The 15,637-nt window shown below is 54.7% G+C and carries 19 protein-coding genes; 15 read left to right on the top strand and 4 right to left on the bottom strand.

The genetic code is table 11. The annotated features are described in order from the left end of the window. The first annotated feature begins 2 nt into the window (after positions 1 to 2). From ACFIO0_RS13695 to ACFIO0_RS13640, 12 genes are all read left to right on the top strand, one after another. Entirely contained in the window at positions 3 to 1,133 is a 1,131-nt protein-coding gene (locus ACFIO0_RS13695; RefSeq protein WP_390910956.1) for a M48 family metalloprotease, read from the top strand. Positions 1,134 to 1,144: 11 nt separating this feature from the next. Beyond that, positions 1,145 to 1,864 (top strand): DUF4344 domain-containing metallopeptidase, encoded by a 720-nt coding sequence (locus tag ACFIO0_RS13690; protein WP_390910955.1) that lies wholly within the window; start codon positions 1,145 to 1,147, stop codon positions 1,862 to 1,864. Between the two features lie 65 nt (positions 1,865 to 1,929). Beyond that, the gene (locus ACFIO0_RS13685; RefSeq protein WP_390910954.1) at positions 1,930 to 2,607 is read left to right on the top strand and encodes a DUF1194 domain-containing protein; all 678 of its coding nucleotides are present in this window, start codon (positions 1,930 to 1,932) and stop codon (positions 2,605 to 2,607) included. Continuing rightward, a complete protein-coding gene (locus ACFIO0_RS13680) occupies positions 2,604 to 2,768 on the top strand; it encodes a hypothetical protein (RefSeq protein WP_390910953.1) in 165 nt (54 codons plus the stop codon). Before ACFIO0_RS13685 ends, ACFIO0_RS13680 begins: the two co-directional genes overlap by 4 nt. Beyond that, positions 2,756 to 3,139 (top strand): succinate dehydrogenase, cytochrome b556 subunit, encoded by a 384-nt coding sequence (sdhC, locus tag ACFIO0_RS13675; RefSeq protein ID WP_390910952.1) that lies wholly within the window; start codon positions 2,756 to 2,758, stop codon positions 3,137 to 3,139. The genes ACFIO0_RS13680 and sdhC overlap by 13 nt, the downstream gene beginning before the upstream one ends. A 12-nt stretch (positions 3,140 to 3,151) precedes the next feature. Beyond that, positions 3,152 to 3,523: a succinate dehydrogenase, hydrophobic membrane anchor protein gene (gene sdhD, locus ACFIO0_RS13670; RefSeq protein ID WP_390910951.1), complete on the top strand. Its 372-nt coding sequence runs from the start codon at positions 3,152 to 3,154 to the stop codon at positions 3,521 to 3,523. A gap of 22 nt (positions 3,524 to 3,545) precedes the next feature. Continuing rightward, positions 3,546 to 5,354, top strand: coding sequence for a succinate dehydrogenase flavoprotein subunit (gene sdhA, locus ACFIO0_RS13665; protein ID WP_390910950.1), 1,809 nt, complete (start codon positions 3,546 to 3,548; stop codon positions 5,352 to 5,354). Between the two features lie 32 nt (positions 5,355 to 5,386). Continuing rightward, complete coding sequence (locus ACFIO0_RS13660) at positions 5,387 to 5,686, top strand: hypothetical protein (RefSeq protein ID WP_390910949.1); 300 nt, start codon at positions 5,387 to 5,389, stop codon at positions 5,684 to 5,686. A gap of 4 nt (positions 5,687 to 5,690) precedes the next feature. Then, positions 5,691 to 6,512: a hypothetical protein gene (locus ACFIO0_RS13655; protein ID WP_390910948.1), complete on the top strand. Its 822-nt coding sequence runs from the start codon at positions 5,691 to 5,693 to the stop codon at positions 6,510 to 6,512. 1 nt (position 6,513) lies between these two features. Beyond that, entirely contained in the window at positions 6,514 to 7,293 is a 780-nt protein-coding gene (locus tag ACFIO0_RS13650) for a succinate dehydrogenase iron-sulfur subunit (protein WP_390910947.1), read from the top strand. A 115-nt stretch (positions 7,294 to 7,408) separates the two neighbouring features. After that, a complete protein-coding gene (locus ACFIO0_RS13645) occupies positions 7,409 to 7,627 on the top strand; it encodes a hypothetical protein (protein ID WP_390910946.1) in 219 nt (72 codons plus the stop codon). Between the two features lie 9 nt (positions 7,628 to 7,636). Further along, complete coding sequence (locus ACFIO0_RS13640) at positions 7,637 to 8,482, top strand: DUF1989 domain-containing protein (RefSeq protein ID WP_390910945.1); 846 nt, start codon at positions 7,637 to 7,639, stop codon at positions 8,480 to 8,482. Here ACFIO0_RS13640 and deoD read toward each other — a convergent pair. Continuing rightward, positions 8,479 to 9,183, bottom strand: a complete 705-nt coding sequence (deoD, locus tag ACFIO0_RS13635) for a purine-nucleoside phosphorylase (protein ID WP_390910944.1) — start codon at positions 9,181 to 9,183, stop codon at positions 8,479 to 8,481. The genes ACFIO0_RS13640 and deoD overlap by 4 nt on opposite strands. 154 nt (positions 9,184 to 9,337) lie before the next feature. Between deoD and ACFIO0_RS13630 the strand changes: the two genes are divergently transcribed. Continuing rightward, positions 9,338 to 9,691, top strand: a complete 354-nt coding sequence (locus tag ACFIO0_RS13630; RefSeq protein ID WP_390910943.1) for a hypothetical protein — start codon at positions 9,338 to 9,340, stop codon at positions 9,689 to 9,691. Positions 9,692 to 9,751: 60 nt separating this feature from the next. Here ACFIO0_RS13630 and ACFIO0_RS13625 read toward each other — a convergent pair whose 3' ends face one another. The 3 genes from ACFIO0_RS13625 to ACFIO0_RS13615 all read right to left on the bottom strand — a co-directional run bounded on the left by ACFIO0_RS13625 (position 9,752) and on the right by ACFIO0_RS13615 (position 12,690). Then, complete coding sequence (locus ACFIO0_RS13625; RefSeq protein WP_390910942.1) at positions 9,752 to 10,090, bottom strand: H-NS family nucleoid-associated regulatory protein; 339 nt, start codon at positions 10,088 to 10,090, stop codon at positions 9,752 to 9,754. Between the two features lie 103 nt (positions 10,091 to 10,193). Beyond that, a complete protein-coding gene (locus tag ACFIO0_RS13620) occupies positions 10,194 to 12,194 on the bottom strand; it encodes a methylmalonyl-CoA mutase family protein (RefSeq protein WP_390915342.1) in 2,001 nt (666 codons plus the stop codon). 67 nt (positions 12,195 to 12,261) lie between these two features. Further along, positions 12,262 to 12,690, bottom strand: a complete 429-nt coding sequence (locus ACFIO0_RS13615; protein WP_390910941.1) for a hypothetical protein — start codon at positions 12,688 to 12,690, stop codon at positions 12,262 to 12,264. Between the two features lie 28 nt (positions 12,691 to 12,718). Between ACFIO0_RS13615 and ACFIO0_RS13610 the strand changes: the two genes are divergently transcribed. Together ACFIO0_RS13610 and ccrA are read left to right on the top strand one after the other, a co-directional pair. After that, entirely contained in the window at positions 12,719 to 14,071 is a 1,353-nt protein-coding gene (locus ACFIO0_RS13610) for a 1-acyl-sn-glycerol-3-phosphate acyltransferase (RefSeq protein ID WP_390910940.1), read from the top strand. 153 nt (positions 14,072 to 14,224) lie between these two features. Next, a complete protein-coding gene (gene ccrA / locus ACFIO0_RS13605; protein WP_390910939.1) occupies positions 14,225 to 15,505 on the top strand; it encodes a crotonyl-CoA carboxylase/reductase in 1,281 nt (426 codons plus the stop codon). Positions 15,506 to 15,637: the final 132 nt, after the last annotated feature.

Genomic DNA, 15,637 nt, shown 5'->3' with positions numbered 1-15,637 from the left:
CCATGCGTAGATTATTTGAACGGATGAACGGGCATTTGGCGGCGCGTGCGTTTCAGGCGGCCCAAGAGGATGTTGATGCTGCGCAATCCCAAAGACGCGTATCGCTGATTTTAGCGAATGTACTTGCTGTGTTGGTGTTGTCGACGCCGTTGATGGTTTTTGCGCTGGCGGGTTGGCTTTTGTCAGTCAGTTATGACACGGTTTTGGGCTGGATTTTGGTGGCATTGCTGCTGGGGTTGGCTTGGGTGTTGATCCCGCGCCGCCCGCGTAACGACCTAACAACCTATGGCCGTGATGACCTGCCCGAGCTGTTTGAACTGCTGGATCAGGTCTGTGCAGACCTTGATGCGCCGCAGATTGATGGTGTGCATTTGATGGCGGAAATGAACGCCTACCTGTTTGAATATCGGCCACTTTTCGGTGCCAAACAGAATATCATGGGGATTGGCCTTGGGCTTTGGTACACGCTTGCGCCAAAGGAACGCTTGGCATTGATGGCGCATGAGATCGGCCATTTGGTTAACCGCGATCCCGGTCGCAGTTTGATTATCTGGTACGCCATGCAAACGCTTGAGGCGTGGTTGTATTGGCTGCGTCCAGATGATGATATTGGTGGCAGGGGTTTGGGCGAGATGCTTACACATTTTGCTTTGGCGGTGTTTGGGCTGCTGTGCGAGCTGATTTGGACTCTGCTGAATTGGAGCATGATGTATCACGCGCAGATCGCCGAATATGTGGCGGATGCCAAATCGGTATCTGTGGCGGGCAAACGGTCTGCACATACGCTGCTGTTTACAAGCGTCCTTAGCCCTGAGGCAGAGCGATCAACGCGGCGGTTGCGCACCCATGATCAGCCCCATGATGGTTGGATTTTTGATCATATGGCGGCTGCAGTCCACAACACTTCTGACGAGACAAAAGAACATCTGATGTCTGTGGTCGAAGCCAAGAAATCGTCGATAGACGACAGTCACCCGCCAACGGTTTATCGCATCGCTTTTGTCGATCAATTGCCAGATACGCCTGCACGCGTTACGTTTTCCCAGCAGCAGGCGGATGCAATTGATGCGTCCTTTGTCCCTTACAAGGATGCGTTGGGCGCGCAGCTTTTGCGTCGCATAGAAGTCTATTGAGAGGGTTCCATATGATCCGGTCATTGGTGTTTGTGCTTGCCGTTTTGGCAGGCAGTGCGCAGGCGCAGAATTCAGATGAATTCATCCGCGCAAATCTGTTGTCGGTCCTGTACCATGAATTGGGCCATGCGATCATTGATCTGGTCCAGTTGCCGGTTTTTGGTCAAGAAGAAGACGCCGCAGACGTCGCTTCGATCCTGTTGATTAACGAGCTGTTCGACGAGGCGACCGCGACCGAAATCGCCTACGATTCCGCGTTTGGTTTCTTGGGCGAGGCGCGCACCATCGAACAAGACGGGCAAGACCCCGCGTGGTGGGATCTGCATGGCCCGGATTTGCAGCGCTATTACAATCTTGTCTGCTTGTTTGCAGGGGCCAACATCGATGAACGCTCTGATATCGCCGGTGAATTGGGCCTGCCACAGGACCGCTTGGACACCTGCGAAGAAGAATTCACGCTTGCCGATGACAGCTGGGGACCAGTGTTTGATGACCTCGCAGTTGATTCCCCCGGCACGTCAATGATCTACGACGGCGTGACAGACACGCTTGCGGAAAAGCTGGTTGCAGAAGAGGTCGCAGCCCTGAACCGCGATTTTAGTTTGCCCCAAGACCTAGCCATCAGCGTCGCCTCCTGCGGTGAGCCGAACGCGTTTTACGATCCGGAAACGGTCGAGATCATCATGTGCGCGGAAATGGTCAACTGGCTGCGCGAACTGCCCGTCGATTAAACCCACCTCTAAACCCACGTCAATTTGAAGTGCGGCCTGCGACGTTAACGGCTAGGCTAGCACCTATGAAACCTATTGCCTTTGCCGCCATGCTGCTGTCGCCCGCCCCCGTGGTCGCCTGCGAATTGGCGTTGGTGTTGGCGGTGGATGTGTCGGGGTCGGTGGATAGCAATGAATATGCGATCCAGATGGGCGGGCTGGCCACGGCGCTGCGTGACGGTATCGTTGTTGATGCGCTGATCGACCAGTCAGCACAAATCACATTGGTGCAATGGACCGGATCATCGCGCCAAAAACAAACAATTCCGTGGACCAGCATGCGCACCTACGCTGATGTCATCAGTCTGGCGGATACGATTGACCAAGATCCACGCATTTGGCGCAATTTCTCGACAGCTATAGGCGAAGCAGTGTCGATGTCGTTGGCGTTGTTCGACCAAGTGCCGCAGTGCGCGCGCAAAGTCATTGATGTGTCGGGTGACGGGGTGTCGAACGAAGGCGCTGAGCCGATCACGCAATTGGCAGCAATCCGCGCAGCAGGTGTGATCGTAAATGCGCTTGCCATCGAAACCGACAAGACGGACCTGACGGCCTATTTTTACGAAAACCTGATCTCGGGCGAGGGGGCATTTGTGGTCACCGCACAAGGCTTTGACGACTATCCCGCCCAAATCAGACGCAAACTGCAACGCGAAACGACAAAGCAGGTGACAGGTTTGGCAAGGCGGGTAGATTCGCCATGAATGTGATCACACGACTTGAGGCTGTGATCACAAATTACCAAAACCGTATCAATCCTATAGAAATTCACAGCAATATTAACCCTGTGCTACGTGACACTGCCGTAAAAATCGCTAGTAAAGAGACAAGTTTTGAAAAGGGACCAGTAGCATGGCTGATGTAAATCGGGGCAATCGCCCGCTTTCACCGCACCTGTCAATCTATCGACCACAACTGACGTCGATGACTTCGATCCTGACGCGGATCACAGGCAACGCACTTTTGATATCGTCACTTTTGGTGATTTGGTGGTTCTTGGCGGCTGCAACGTCGGAAACATATTTCGCGTATGCAGACGGGCTTTTGACCAGCTGGTTTGGCGACATTGTGATGACCTTGTCCGTCCTGGGGCTGTGGTATCACACACTCGCCGGTGTGCGGCATCTGATTTGGGACAACGGCATTGGCCTCGATATCCCAACTGCAGAAAAGATGGGCTGGGCCGTGATTGCCGGTTCCGTCATTCTGACCATTCTCACAATCATCATTGTTTAAGGGACGCAAAGCATGGCATTTTTGACCGACCGAAAACGCGCCGTTGGCATGGGGTCTGCAAAGACCGGCACCGAACATTTCTGGGCAATGAAGGTCAGCGCGGTTGCACTGCTGCTGTTGATCCCGATGTTCGTCTTCACCTTTGGGCCGATGTTGGGCAAGCCTTATGCCGAAGTGATCGCCTATTTTGCGCGTCCCTTTCCGGCAATCATCGCGGCCCTGACCATTGGCGTCACCATGATGCACTTTAAAATGGGTGTCCAAACCCTGATCGAGGACTACGTTCATGGGACGGCCCAAAAGGTCAGCATCGTTTTGATGATCTGTCTCTCTTATGCGGCGGCTGCGACTGGCATTTTTGCTATCGCCCGTCTCGCGCTTTAATCGATACAAAGGAGACCTGAAAATGGCTGCTTATGAATACGAAACACATGAATATGACGTGGTTGTTGTCGGGGCAGGGGGCGCAGGTTTGCGCGCCACGCTCGGCATGGCAGAACAAGGGTTGCGCACGGCCTGCGTGACCAAGGTTTTCCCGACCCGTTCGCACACTGTTGCCGCACAAGGCGGGATCGCGGCATCGTTGTCCAACATGGGCCCCGACAACTGGCAGTGGCACATGTATGACACGGTCAAAGGCTCTGATTGGCTGGGCGATACGGACGCGATGGAATACCTCGCGCGCGAAGCCCCCAAAGCGGTTTACGAGCTTGAGCACTACGGCGTTCCGTTTTCGCGCACCGAAGAGGGCAAGATTTACCAGCGTCCGTTTGGCGGCCACACCACCGAATTTGGCGAAGGCCCCGCCGTGCAGCGCACCTGTGCTGCCGCTGACCGCACCGGCCACGCGATCCTGCACACGCTTTATGGCCAAAGCCTCAAGAATAACGCGGAATTCTACATCGAATATTTCGCGATCGATTTGATCATGTCCGATGACGGTGTTTGCCAAGGCGTGCTGTGTTGGAAACTGGACGACGGCACGATGCACTTGTTCTCTGCCAAAATGGTGGTGCTGGCGACGGGTGGCTATGGGCGCGCTTATTTCTCGGCCACGTCTGCGCACACGTGCACCGGCGACGGCGGCGGCATGACGGCACGCGCTGGACTACCATTGCAAGACATGGAATTTGTACAATTCCACCCGACAGGGATCTACGGCGCCGGTTGTTTGATCACCGAGGGCGCGCGCGGCGAAGGTGGATATCTGACCAACTCCGAAGGTGAGCGATTCATGGAACGCTACGCACCGCAATACAAAGACCTCGCACCGCGCGATTACGTGTCGCGCTGCATGACGATGGAAATCCGTGAAGGGCGCGGTGTAGGCGCAAGCGGCGATCACATCCACCTAAACCTGAACCACCTGCCCAAAGAAACGCTGGACCTGCGCCTGCCGGGTATTTCGGAATCCGCGCGCGTCTTTGCCGGCGTCGATTTGACCAAAGAACCGATCCCGGTTTTGCCAACTGTTCACTACAACATGGGCGGTATTCCGACGAACTATTGGGGTGAGGTTTTGAACCCAACCGCTGATACGCCTGATGCAGTGTCACCGGGCCTGATGGCCGTGGGCGAAGCGGGCTGTGCCTCGGTGCACGGCGCAAACCGTTTGGGGTCAAATTCACTGATCGATTTGGTCGTATTTGGCCGCGCCGCTGCGATCCGCGCAGGCGAAATCGTGGACCCGTCGACACCCGTGCCAACGCCAAACCAAAAATCGGTAGACGCCGCGTTTGAACGTTTCGACAACACGCGCCATGCCAAAGGCCACACGCCAACGGCGGCGCTGCGTATGGAAATGCAACAGACGATGCAAAAAGACGCAGCTGTGTTTCGTGCCAATGATACTTTGGCCGAGGGCAAGGCAAAAATGGACGAAGTCGCGGCGAAATGGTCGGACATCGGTGTCACGGACCGGTCACTGGTTTGGAACTCTGATCTGATGGAAACGCTGGAACTGGCCAACCTGATCCCCAACGCGGTTGCCACGATCACCGGGGCCGAGGCGCGCAAAGAAAGCCGTGGCGCCCACGCGCACGAAGATTTCCCGGAGCGCGATGACGAGAACTGGCGCAAGCACTCACTGACGTGGTTCAACGGCAAAAACGAGGCGCGCCTATCTTATCGCGGCGTGCATCTACAGCCTTTGACCAGCCACAATGACGGCGGTATCGACCCCAAGAAGATCGCTCCAAAAGTGCGTAACTTCTGATGTTGAAACCGGCGCTTCTAACGGTAAGTCTCATGGCCCTTGTGGGCTGTGAAAGTGCAACACAAGCGGTTGATGATGTCGCACGGCGCAGTGCGAAGGCGGCCGTGGCAGAGACATTGACCACGCAATTCCCAAGCGTGCCTAACAAGGTCGTGACGCCGTTTTCCGATTGCATCATCGATAATTCAAACACCAGCGAGATTGCGAAATTCGCTAAGGCAGCCGTGGTTGGTGTTGATGAAACCACCGTCACATTGGTGCGCACGATCCTGTCGCGGCCCGAAACGACGCAGTGCGTGACCAAGGCTGGCGTCGCGGCGCTCGCAGGCTAGACCCGTGCGGCTGATCCTTCATATGGGTGTCCAGAAAACGGGCACCACGTCGCTGCAGCACTTTTTGCGGCGCAACAAAGATGCGTTGGCGTCTCGCATGTTGGTGATGGTTCCAAACGCCAAGTCCGTCTGCCGTTTGGTGGGGCGTGCTGCGTGGGATTATTCGCAAGGGATCGTCGACAAGGCTGAACTGATCACAGCTATCGAAACGGCGCGTGACACGATGCAAGCCTCTGATCACGATCTGTGTTTGTTGAGCCACGAAAACCTGTGCGGCGCGATGCCGGGGACGGGCGATTTGCTAGATCTGTACCCGCACCTCCCCGAGATTATGGGCCTGTTGGACAAGCATCTTGCGCCGCTTATTCCGGAGTATGTTTTCTATACCCGCGACATTCAGCGCTGGAAATCTTCGGTGCACAACCAAGTCGTGAAATCCAACAACTACACCCACGCGTTAGAACGTTTTCGCGCTGACACGAACGCCCTAACCGATTGGGATGATCTGAAATCGCGCCTGAACGCGGCGGTGGGTGCAGATCGCATCACGTGGATCGCACTAGAAGACGAAACTGACCGCGCCCGCCCTGGCCAACAATTGTTGAAAATTGCTGGCCTCACTGACGCTGATATTGCGGCCCTTGATCCAATTCCGGGTGATCGCAACGAAAGCTTAACGCCCGGCGCGCTCGAATTCATGCGCCTTGCCAACACGCTTCAATTGCCGCGCAATGTGCGCCGCGAATTGGCGAAATCTGTTGTGCAAAACCAACCCGTATTTGATTCTTTGACCGATGTGCTCGTTCAGAGCAGAAAGGAACACTGACATGGTTCAACTGACCTTGCCGAAAAATTCCCGCATGACGCGGGGCAAAACATGGCCAAAACCCGAGGGCGCAACGAACTTGCGCAAATTCAGCATTTATCGCTGGAACCCGGATGACGGCAAGAACCCTCAGCTTGATAGTTATTGGGTTGATATGGACACCTGCGGCCCGATGATTTTGGACGCGCTGATCAAGATCAAAAACGAGATCGATCCGACGCTGACCTTCCGTCGTTCGTGTCGCGAAGGCATCTGTGGGTCTTGTGCGATGAACATCGATGGCATCAACACATTGGCCTGCATCTACGGCATGGACGAAGTCAAAGGTGACGTGAAAATCTATCCGCTACCGCACATGCCGGTGGTTAAGGATTTGATCCCGGACCTGACGCATTTTTACGCCCAACACGCGTCGATCATGCCGTGGTTGGAAACCAAAACCAACCGTCCTGCAAAAGAATGGAAACAGTCCATCGAGGACCGCGCCAAACTGGACGGTCTGTACGAATGCGTCATGTGTGCGTGCTGCTCAACGTCCTGCCCCAGCTACTGGTGGAACGGCGATCGCTACCTTGGACCAGCCGCATTGCTGCACGCCTACCGCTGGATCATCGACAGCCGTGACGAGGCAACAGGCGAACGCCTCGACGATCTCGAAGACCCGTTCAAACTGTATCGCTGTCACACGATTATGAACTGCGCCAAGACCTGCCCGAAAGGCCTGAACCCAGCCGAGGCGATCGCCAACATCAAAAAGACGATGGTTGAACGTCGCGTCTAAGCTGGTCAGCAATCCAAAACATCACGGCGGCCCAAGGGTCGCCGTTTTTGTGTGTTGTACCTAAATTCCAGTTGCGCCAATGTCCTTGGACGCAGGTGCCAACAGGACGAAACACATGCCCTTAATTCTTGTCGCCGTTATTGCGTTTTTTGTCGTGGCGTTTTTAGCCCGCCGCGCACGACCCAATCGCGAATGCCGCTGGCGGGCTGACGCATCCGGTAACCGTGGAACCTTGCGCAAGTACAATTGTGCCGCCTGCGGAGCCGAGGCGTTTACGTCGTCAACGGGTGTTCCAAAAGACTGCAAATCGCTGCATCGTCCACCCAGCTTGTAAGGATACAACGTGACCCAACCCTCAGATTCAGCTGCGCGCCGCGCCATAAAGCCAGTCATTTGCTACCCCGTCGATACGCTGCCGGCCCCGGATATGGATCTGTATACGAGGGCGCGGGACACTTTGACCAAGGTCCATGAAGTCATTGCACCTGCCCGCGAGGCGGCAACGTTTCATGTTCCAAAAGGTCATTTTTTCCGCATCACATCGGTGGAAGGTTCGCAGGTTGGCGACCTCAATCTGTTCAATGCGAATGACCTGAACGAGCGGTTCTATTCCGGCAAAACGCGTGCGTTGCACGGTACACACATCACGACGGGTCAACGCATGTGGTCTAGTTTTCCAGGGCTGCGGCCTATGGCGACGATCACCCATGACACGCTTGGTTGGTACGGAATGGATGAATTTGGCGGCTCGGTGCACGACGTGATTGGCACGCGCTGCGATCCCTATACACATAACTTGCTGGCCGGTGGGCAGTACCACCATTGTTGTCATTCGAACCTGTCGCGTGCGATGGCGGACCATCTGGATTTGACACCGCAAGAGGCGGAGTCTTATGTTCACGACGTGCTCAACGTATTTATGTGCACAGGGTTTACCCGCGATACTGGACAATATTTTATGAAGGCATCACCGGTACGCCCCGGTGACTACCTTGAATTCTTTGCAGAGATTGATTTGCTTGGTTGCCTCAGTGCCTGCCCTGGCGGGGACTGTTCATCTGAACATTCATCGGACGAGGCCGCGTGTTACCCGCTGCTGGTTGAAGTGTTCAAACCGGCAGCAGGCAGTTTGGATGGCTGGGTTTCACCCCAGCCCAACAGATATGATCGCAGCCACGGGCGCGGCTAGTTAAACGCGGCTTGCAACGCGATTTCGACCATGTCGCCAAAGCTGCGTTCGCGGTCTGTCGAGGGCAAGGCTTCACCCGTTTGCAAGTGGTCCGACACGGTCAAAACAGCCAATGCGCGACGCTCGTAACGGGCAGCAAGCGTGTAAAGCTCGGCGGCCTCCATTTCGACGCCAAGAATGCCGTGGCGCGTCATTTGTTCGTTCAGATCAGGGCGTTCGTCATAGAACACATCCGACGAATAAATGCCGCCAACATGAGTGTCTGTGCCTTTGGCTTGTGCGGCGTTCACTGCGGCTGCGAGCAGCCCGTAATCGGCACAGGGCGCGTAGTTGAACTCTTTAAAGATACCAGAGGATGGCGAATTTATTGTGCTGGCTGTCATCGCGATGATCACGTCACGGACCTTGACCTGAGGCTGCATGCCGCCACAGCTGCCAATACGGATCAGAGTTTTTGCGTCGTAGTCCTTGATCAGCTCGTTCACATAGATCGACAATGACGGCATGCCCATGCCTGACCCTTGGATGGTCACGCGATTGCCATTCCACGTGCCGGTGAACCCCAGCATGCCTCTGACTTCATTGACCAGTTTGACGTCTGTCAAAAACGTCTCTGCGGCCCATTTGGCGCGGTAAGGGTCGCCAGGCAGCAGGACTGTTTCAGCGATTTCGCCTGGTTTTGCACCGATGTGAACTGTCATGAAGGATCCTTTCAGGTTTTTGGCAACCTGCCCCGAGGGGATGAATAGGGCAAGAGACAAGTGGGGAAAACCATACTTGAGGAATGCGGTGAACATTGTTCATATATCCATGAACGGCGTTCAAGATGTTCGCCGCAACACAAAGGTGTTTGTTATGAAAACTATTCTTGTCGCCGCTCTTTTGGGATCAATTGGATTAACGGCCTGTGATGTTTCACATCCAGTCGCAGTGGTTGGTCCGGCCAACACAGTTTATCGCGGCACTGCAACGGCCACATTTTTGGAAGGCGGCTGGTTTCAGGTCAGCAATGGCGGAACCAATTGTTCCGGTCGATACACACCAGCGTCCGAGACGCGCAAAGTGACCTTTCCTGTCAAATGCTCAAACGGGCTGACAGGGGTAGGCACTGCGCAATATGAAACGCCGCGTTCAGGTGGTGGTGAAATTGTCATGCAAGATGGTAGCCGCTGGCAATTCATCTTTGGACGGGGTGCATTATCCGTCTAGCAGCGTCGGAATGGAAATGGCCCGTCGAATACGCAGGCCATTTCCAAAATCTCTTTGAACCTAGATTGCCAAATCGTCCGGAGACGTTCCGGCCTCAACGGCATTCTTGAACCAGAATGGCTGACGCCCTTTCCCAGTCCAAGTTTGTGCCGGGTCTTCTGGGTTTGCAAAGCGGGCTACAGCCGGTTTGCTTTTTTTCTTTTTGGGTTTGGCCGCCACGCTTGGCGCTTTGTCTTTGGCCAAATCATTCAGCGAAAACCCGAATTCAGCAGCAGCTTTTTCTGCGGCTTTCATGGCTTCACGACGATCACGGGCTTTGGCTGTAAGCAGTGCTTTTTTAACATCTGCAGCCAGCTTTTCTAACTCTTTACGTGTCAGGGATTTAAGATCAAATTTCATAGGATTGTCCTCGCAATTCAATTCGAATTGCGTAGGGCATATACGACAATAACCAAGAGGATCAAGAAAAACCCTTGATCTATTTTGTATCAATAACTCTGGGTTATGCTGCTTCTACTTCCGATGGGTCTGCGAGCGTCACAATATCCATCATAATAGTATTCAATTCGAAATCCTTCGGCGTATATACGCGCGCAACACCCATTGCTTTCAGGCGTTCTGCGTCTTCGTCGGGAATGATTCCTCCGACGATGACCGGAATTTCACTAAGGTTAGCAGTCCGCATCCGGTGCATCAATTCTTCGACCAGCGGAATATGGCTGCCGGACAGAATTGAAAGACCCACAACATGCGCGCCGTCTTCAATTGCGGCGGTGACCAATTCTTCTGGCGTCAGGCGAATACCTTCGTACGAGATATCCATGCCGCAATCGCGTGCGCGCACAGCAATTTGTTCCGCCCCGTTCGAGTGGCCATCGAGCCCCGGTTTACCAACCAAGAACTTCAGACGCCGGCCCAATTTGTCACTGACCGCATCGACGCTGTCGCGCAGATCATCCAGGCCCTCGGTTTGGTTGGAACGGCCAGCGGCAACTCCGGTTGGTCCGCGATATTCTCCATGCACAGCGCGCATTTGGGCGGCCCATTCGCCGGTGGTCACGCCCGCTTTGGCCGCAGCAATCGAGGGTTCCATCACATTGCGCCCCTCAGCGGCGGCACTACGCAAATCCGCCAAAGCGGCGTCGACAGCGACCTGATCACGATCCGCGCGCCAGACGTTCAGGCGATCGATTTGCCCTTGTTCTTCGGCAGGGTCGACAACCATGATGCCACCATCAGCGGTCATAAGCGGCGAAGGTTCTGTGCTGGTGTATTTGTTGACGCCAACCACCACCGTTTCACCAGATTCAATTCGGTTCAGGCGCGCAGCGTTCGATCCGACCAATTGCGATTTCATATAGTCGATTGCGTCGATCGCCCCGCCCATTCCGTCAAGGTTCGCCAATTCAGCGCGCGCGCCGTTCTTTAATTCTTCTACCTTTGCATCGACCGCAGGGTTGCCATCGAACAGGTCGTCGAATTCCAACAGATCTGTTTCAAACGCCATGATTTGTTGCATGCGCATGGACCATTGCTGGTCCCATGGGCGGGGCAGGCCGAGGGCTTCGTTCCAGGCGGGCAATTGCACGGCCCGCGCGCGTGCCTTTTTAGAAAGCGTCACGGCCAGCATTTCGATGAGAATACGATAAACGTTGTTTTCTGGCTGCTGCTCGGTCAACCCAAGGGAATTGACCTGAACGCCATAGCGGAAACGGCGGTATTTCGCCTCGGTTACGCCATAACGGGTTTCGCAAATTTCATCCCAAAGATCGACAAAAGCGCGCATTTTGCACATCTCTGTGACGAACCGAATTCCGGCGTTTACGAAAAACGAAATACGTCCAACCAATGCGGGGAAATCCTCAACCGCAACACGCGGGCGCAATTCATCCAAGACGGCCGTAGCTGTCGCCAATGCAAAGGCCAATTCCTGTTCCGGCGTCGCGCCTGCTTCTTGCAAGTGATAGGAACACACGTTCATCGGGTTCCATTTTGGCACGTTTGTGTAGCAATACTCGGCCACGTCCGCGATCATCTTTAACGATGGTTTTGGCGGGCAAATATACGTGCCGCGCGATAAGTATTCTTTGATCAGGTCGTTTTGAACCGTGCCTTGCAGAGTGGCCACATCCGCACCCTGTTCTTCGGCCACAGCGATGTACAGCGCCAGCAACCAAGGGGCGGTTGCGTTGATCGTCATCGACGTGTTCATCTGCTCAAGCGGAATGTCCGCAAACAAGGCGCGCATGTCGCCAAGGTGCGACACTGGCACGCCGACTTTGCCGACTTCGCCCCGCGACAAGACGTGATCGCTGTCATAGCCAGTTTGTGTGGGCAAATCGAAAGCGACGGACAGGCCGGTTTGGCCTTTGGCCAGATTCGAGCGATACAACAGGTTTGATGCCTTGGCGGTGGAGTGTCCGGCATAGGTGCGGATCAGCCAAGGGCGGTCTTTTTGGTGCTGTGTCATCGAAAACCTCGTGAATCGCTTTGGTAATTTTATTGCGCTGCGTGACTGATACGTGGAATTTTGTACCGTTGTCAATTCGCTGCGTTGCGGCAATCGAACCTTATCTACGTATTGCAGCCGCAGCAATCATGGCCCAGCCAAGCACCCCCTGAGAATGGGCAGAAAGGGTGTCATTTGTCCAAAACGTGAGCAGTTGAATGATGTGTACAGGGCTTGGCGCGGTTCGGATCACCCATTGTACGGGCAAACCGTCGATAATCATAATGTAGTATAAGTAGTATATTTGTGGCGACAGCCAGACAAACAGCCAAAACGACAGCAGAGCGATCAATAACCGCAATGCCCACATCCCTTTCACGCGCGTCATCGCCCAGATGGCACCGGAAAACAGGATTAGCGAAAGCCACCCCAAAAAGATCTGATCTGTGATGCTAAGTGTAAAGAATGAATCAGCTTGATACATTCCGAAGAGGATAAAGGTCGCGCGACGAAATGAAAACCAGACTGCGGTTGTTTTTGGTTTACGCATTTGACCAGCCCTGTAAGGGTGGTCGGCAATGACGCAAACCATTGAACTTCCTATTTGGCTATTTGTATTGATCCTGCTGTTTGCTGCGGTCACTGCTCTTAGCCATTTTTTGTTACCTTCGGTGCGCTGGTATTTTCGCCGCCGCCTTGAAAGAGCGGTTAAGAAATTGAACGAACGCCTAGAACGCCCGATCGAGCCATTCAAGCTGGCGCGTCGTTACGACATGATCCAGCGCCTTAGCTATGATCCCGAAGTGACCCGCGCCATTGTTGACTACGCGAGTGAACATGATGTGCCCGAAAACGTCGGCTTTCAAAAAGCGCAGTCTTACGCCCGCGAAATCGTGCCCAGCTTTAGTGCTTTCGCATATTTCGGGTTCGGCATTCGGGTCGCGCGCTGGTTGGCCAATGCGCTCTATACTGTGCGGACAGGGCCTGAAAACGACGCGCGTCTGGCCGATTTGCCCAAGGACGCGACCGTTATTTTCATTATGAACCACCGATCCAACATGGACTATCTGTTGGTCACGTATCTGGCCGCACGCGCGTCGGCCTTGTCGTATGCGGTTGGCGAATGGGCGCGGGTGTGGCCGTTGTCCAAACTGATCAAATCGCTCGGCGCGTATTTCATTCGACGCAAATCGCGCGGTGCGTTGTACCGCAAGGTTCTGGCGCGTTACGTGCAAATGGCCCGCGACGGCGGCGTGACCCAAGCGGTGTTTCCCGAAGGCGGCCTAAGTCTAAATGGCAAACTGATGCCGCCAAAGATGGGCCTGTTGTCTTATATCCTTGAGGAATACGACCCCGAAGCCCGCGAAGTGATCTTTGTTCCCGTTGCAATTAACTACGACCGTGTGTTGGAAGACCGCGTGCTGATTGCTGCGGATCAGAGGGGCGATCGCCGGTTTGGCGGCAAAGTGTCCGTTGTGTTCAAATTCATCGCCCGCAAGATTTGGTTGCGTTTGCGTGGCAAGTTCTTGCGTTTTGGAACGGCGGCCGTCGTGTTCGGGGAACCTGTGTCTTTGCGCACCTATGCAGAACCGCCGAGCGCCCAAGAACTGGCCCAAGATCTGATGGCCCGCATTCAGGACGTCATGCCGGTGTTGTTCGTACCTCTCTTGTCGCGCGCAGTGTTGCAAGCCGAAGCTGCTTTGGATGATGCGGCACTTGCACGGGCCGTGAACAAACAGATCGCTGCTTGCCAAGGCGAGCTGCCGTTGACCGCACCAGAGGACTTTGCGGCGACAGTGCGGTTGGCCCGCGAACACATGGAACAGCGCAAGCTGATTACGCAAACGGATGGAGGCTGGGAAAAGACCCCGGATCAGATTCCTGTCTTGCAGTACTATTCAAATTCGATTGCGCATTTTTTCGCGCAATAGATGCAGTCGCAGCAAAATTTCTGCACTCGCAAAGTCATAAAGTTACAAAAATCATACCCAAGAGGTTGCAATATTACCTTGTGACCCATATTCCACTGTGAAAGCAGCGCGATTCTGCGTTGCGGCACGTTTGTAACTTTTCAGGAGGCTGGCATGGCTTTGGACAATGGTATCGCGCAATACGACGCACCCGAAAAAGATCTGTACGAGGTCGGTGAAATGCCGCCGATGGGCTATGTGCCAAAGCAAATGTACGCATGGACCATCCGCAAAGAACGCCACGGCGAACCGGACACAGCGATGCTGCAAGAGGTCGTCGATGTGCCTACGCTCGACAGCCACGAAGTCTTGGTTTTGGTAATGGCCGCTGGTGTTAACTACAACGGCGTGTGGGCCGCACTGGGTCAACCGATCAGCCCGTTTGACGGTCACAAACAACCATTCCACATCGCAGGCTCTGACGCGTCGGGCATCGTTTGGGCGGTTGGTGATAAAGTAAAACGCTGGAAAGTCGGCGACGAGGTTGTGATCCACTGCAACCAAGACGACGGCGACGATGAACACTGCAACGGCGGCGATCCGATGTTTTCGACCAGCCAGCGCATCTGGGGCTACGAAACGCCTGACGGGTCTTTTGCACAATTCACCAACGTGCAAGCCCAACAACTGATGCCACGCCCCAAGCACCTGACGTGGGAAGAGGCGGCGTGCTACACGCTGACGCTGGCCACTGCCTATCGCATGCTGTTTGGTCACGAACCACACGATCTGAAACCTGGCCAGAACGTTCTGGTTTGGGGCGCGTCCGGTGGTTTGGGATCGTATGCGATCCAGTTGATCAACACAGCCGGTGCCAACGCCATCGGTGTGATTTCCGACGAAAGCAAACGTGACTTTGTCATGGGGCTGGGCGCAAAAGGTGTTTTGAACCGCAAAGATTTCAACTGCTGGGGCCAATTGCCGACAGTAAACACACCGGAATATGCCGCTTGGTTCAAAGAGGCCCGCAAATTTGGCGCGGCGATCTGGGCGATCACCGGCAAAGGCAACAACGTCGACATGGTGTTCGAACACCCGGGCGAGGCGACGTTCCCTGTGTCCACTTTGGTTTGCAAAAAAGGCGGCATGGTCGTGATTTGCGCAGGCACGTCAGGTTTCAATCTGACATTTGACGTGCGCTACATGTGGATGCACCAAAAGCGTCTGCAAGGCAGCCACTTTGCCCACCTCGCACAAGCGTCTGCGGCCAACAACCTGATGGTTGAGCGTCGCTTGGATCCGTGCATGTCAGAAGTGTTCGAATGGAGCGCGTTGCCAGATGCGCACATGAAGATGCTGCGCAACGAACATAAACCAGGCAACATGTCAGTCTTGGTTCAGGCACCAAAAACCGGTTTGCGCACCGTCGAGGACGTCGTCGAAGCGGGCAAATAGCCTCTCGCTCACGTCACCATGCCATGGAAACGCCCGCGAATCAGGTCTCCTGTCGCGGGCGTTTGTCGTATTAACCACCCAAATATGCCTTTTCAATGAGTTGCAAATCTGCACCTCCCTATATCGGGGGAG

It is taken from the genome of Pseudosulfitobacter sp. SM2401, from assembly GCF_042932805.1.
Lineage (GTDB): Bacteria > Pseudomonadota > Alphaproteobacteria > Rhodobacterales > Rhodobacteraceae > Ascidiaceihabitans.
Note: the sequence above shows the minus strand (reverse complement) of the source record. Positions and strands in the feature narration are given on the sequence as shown.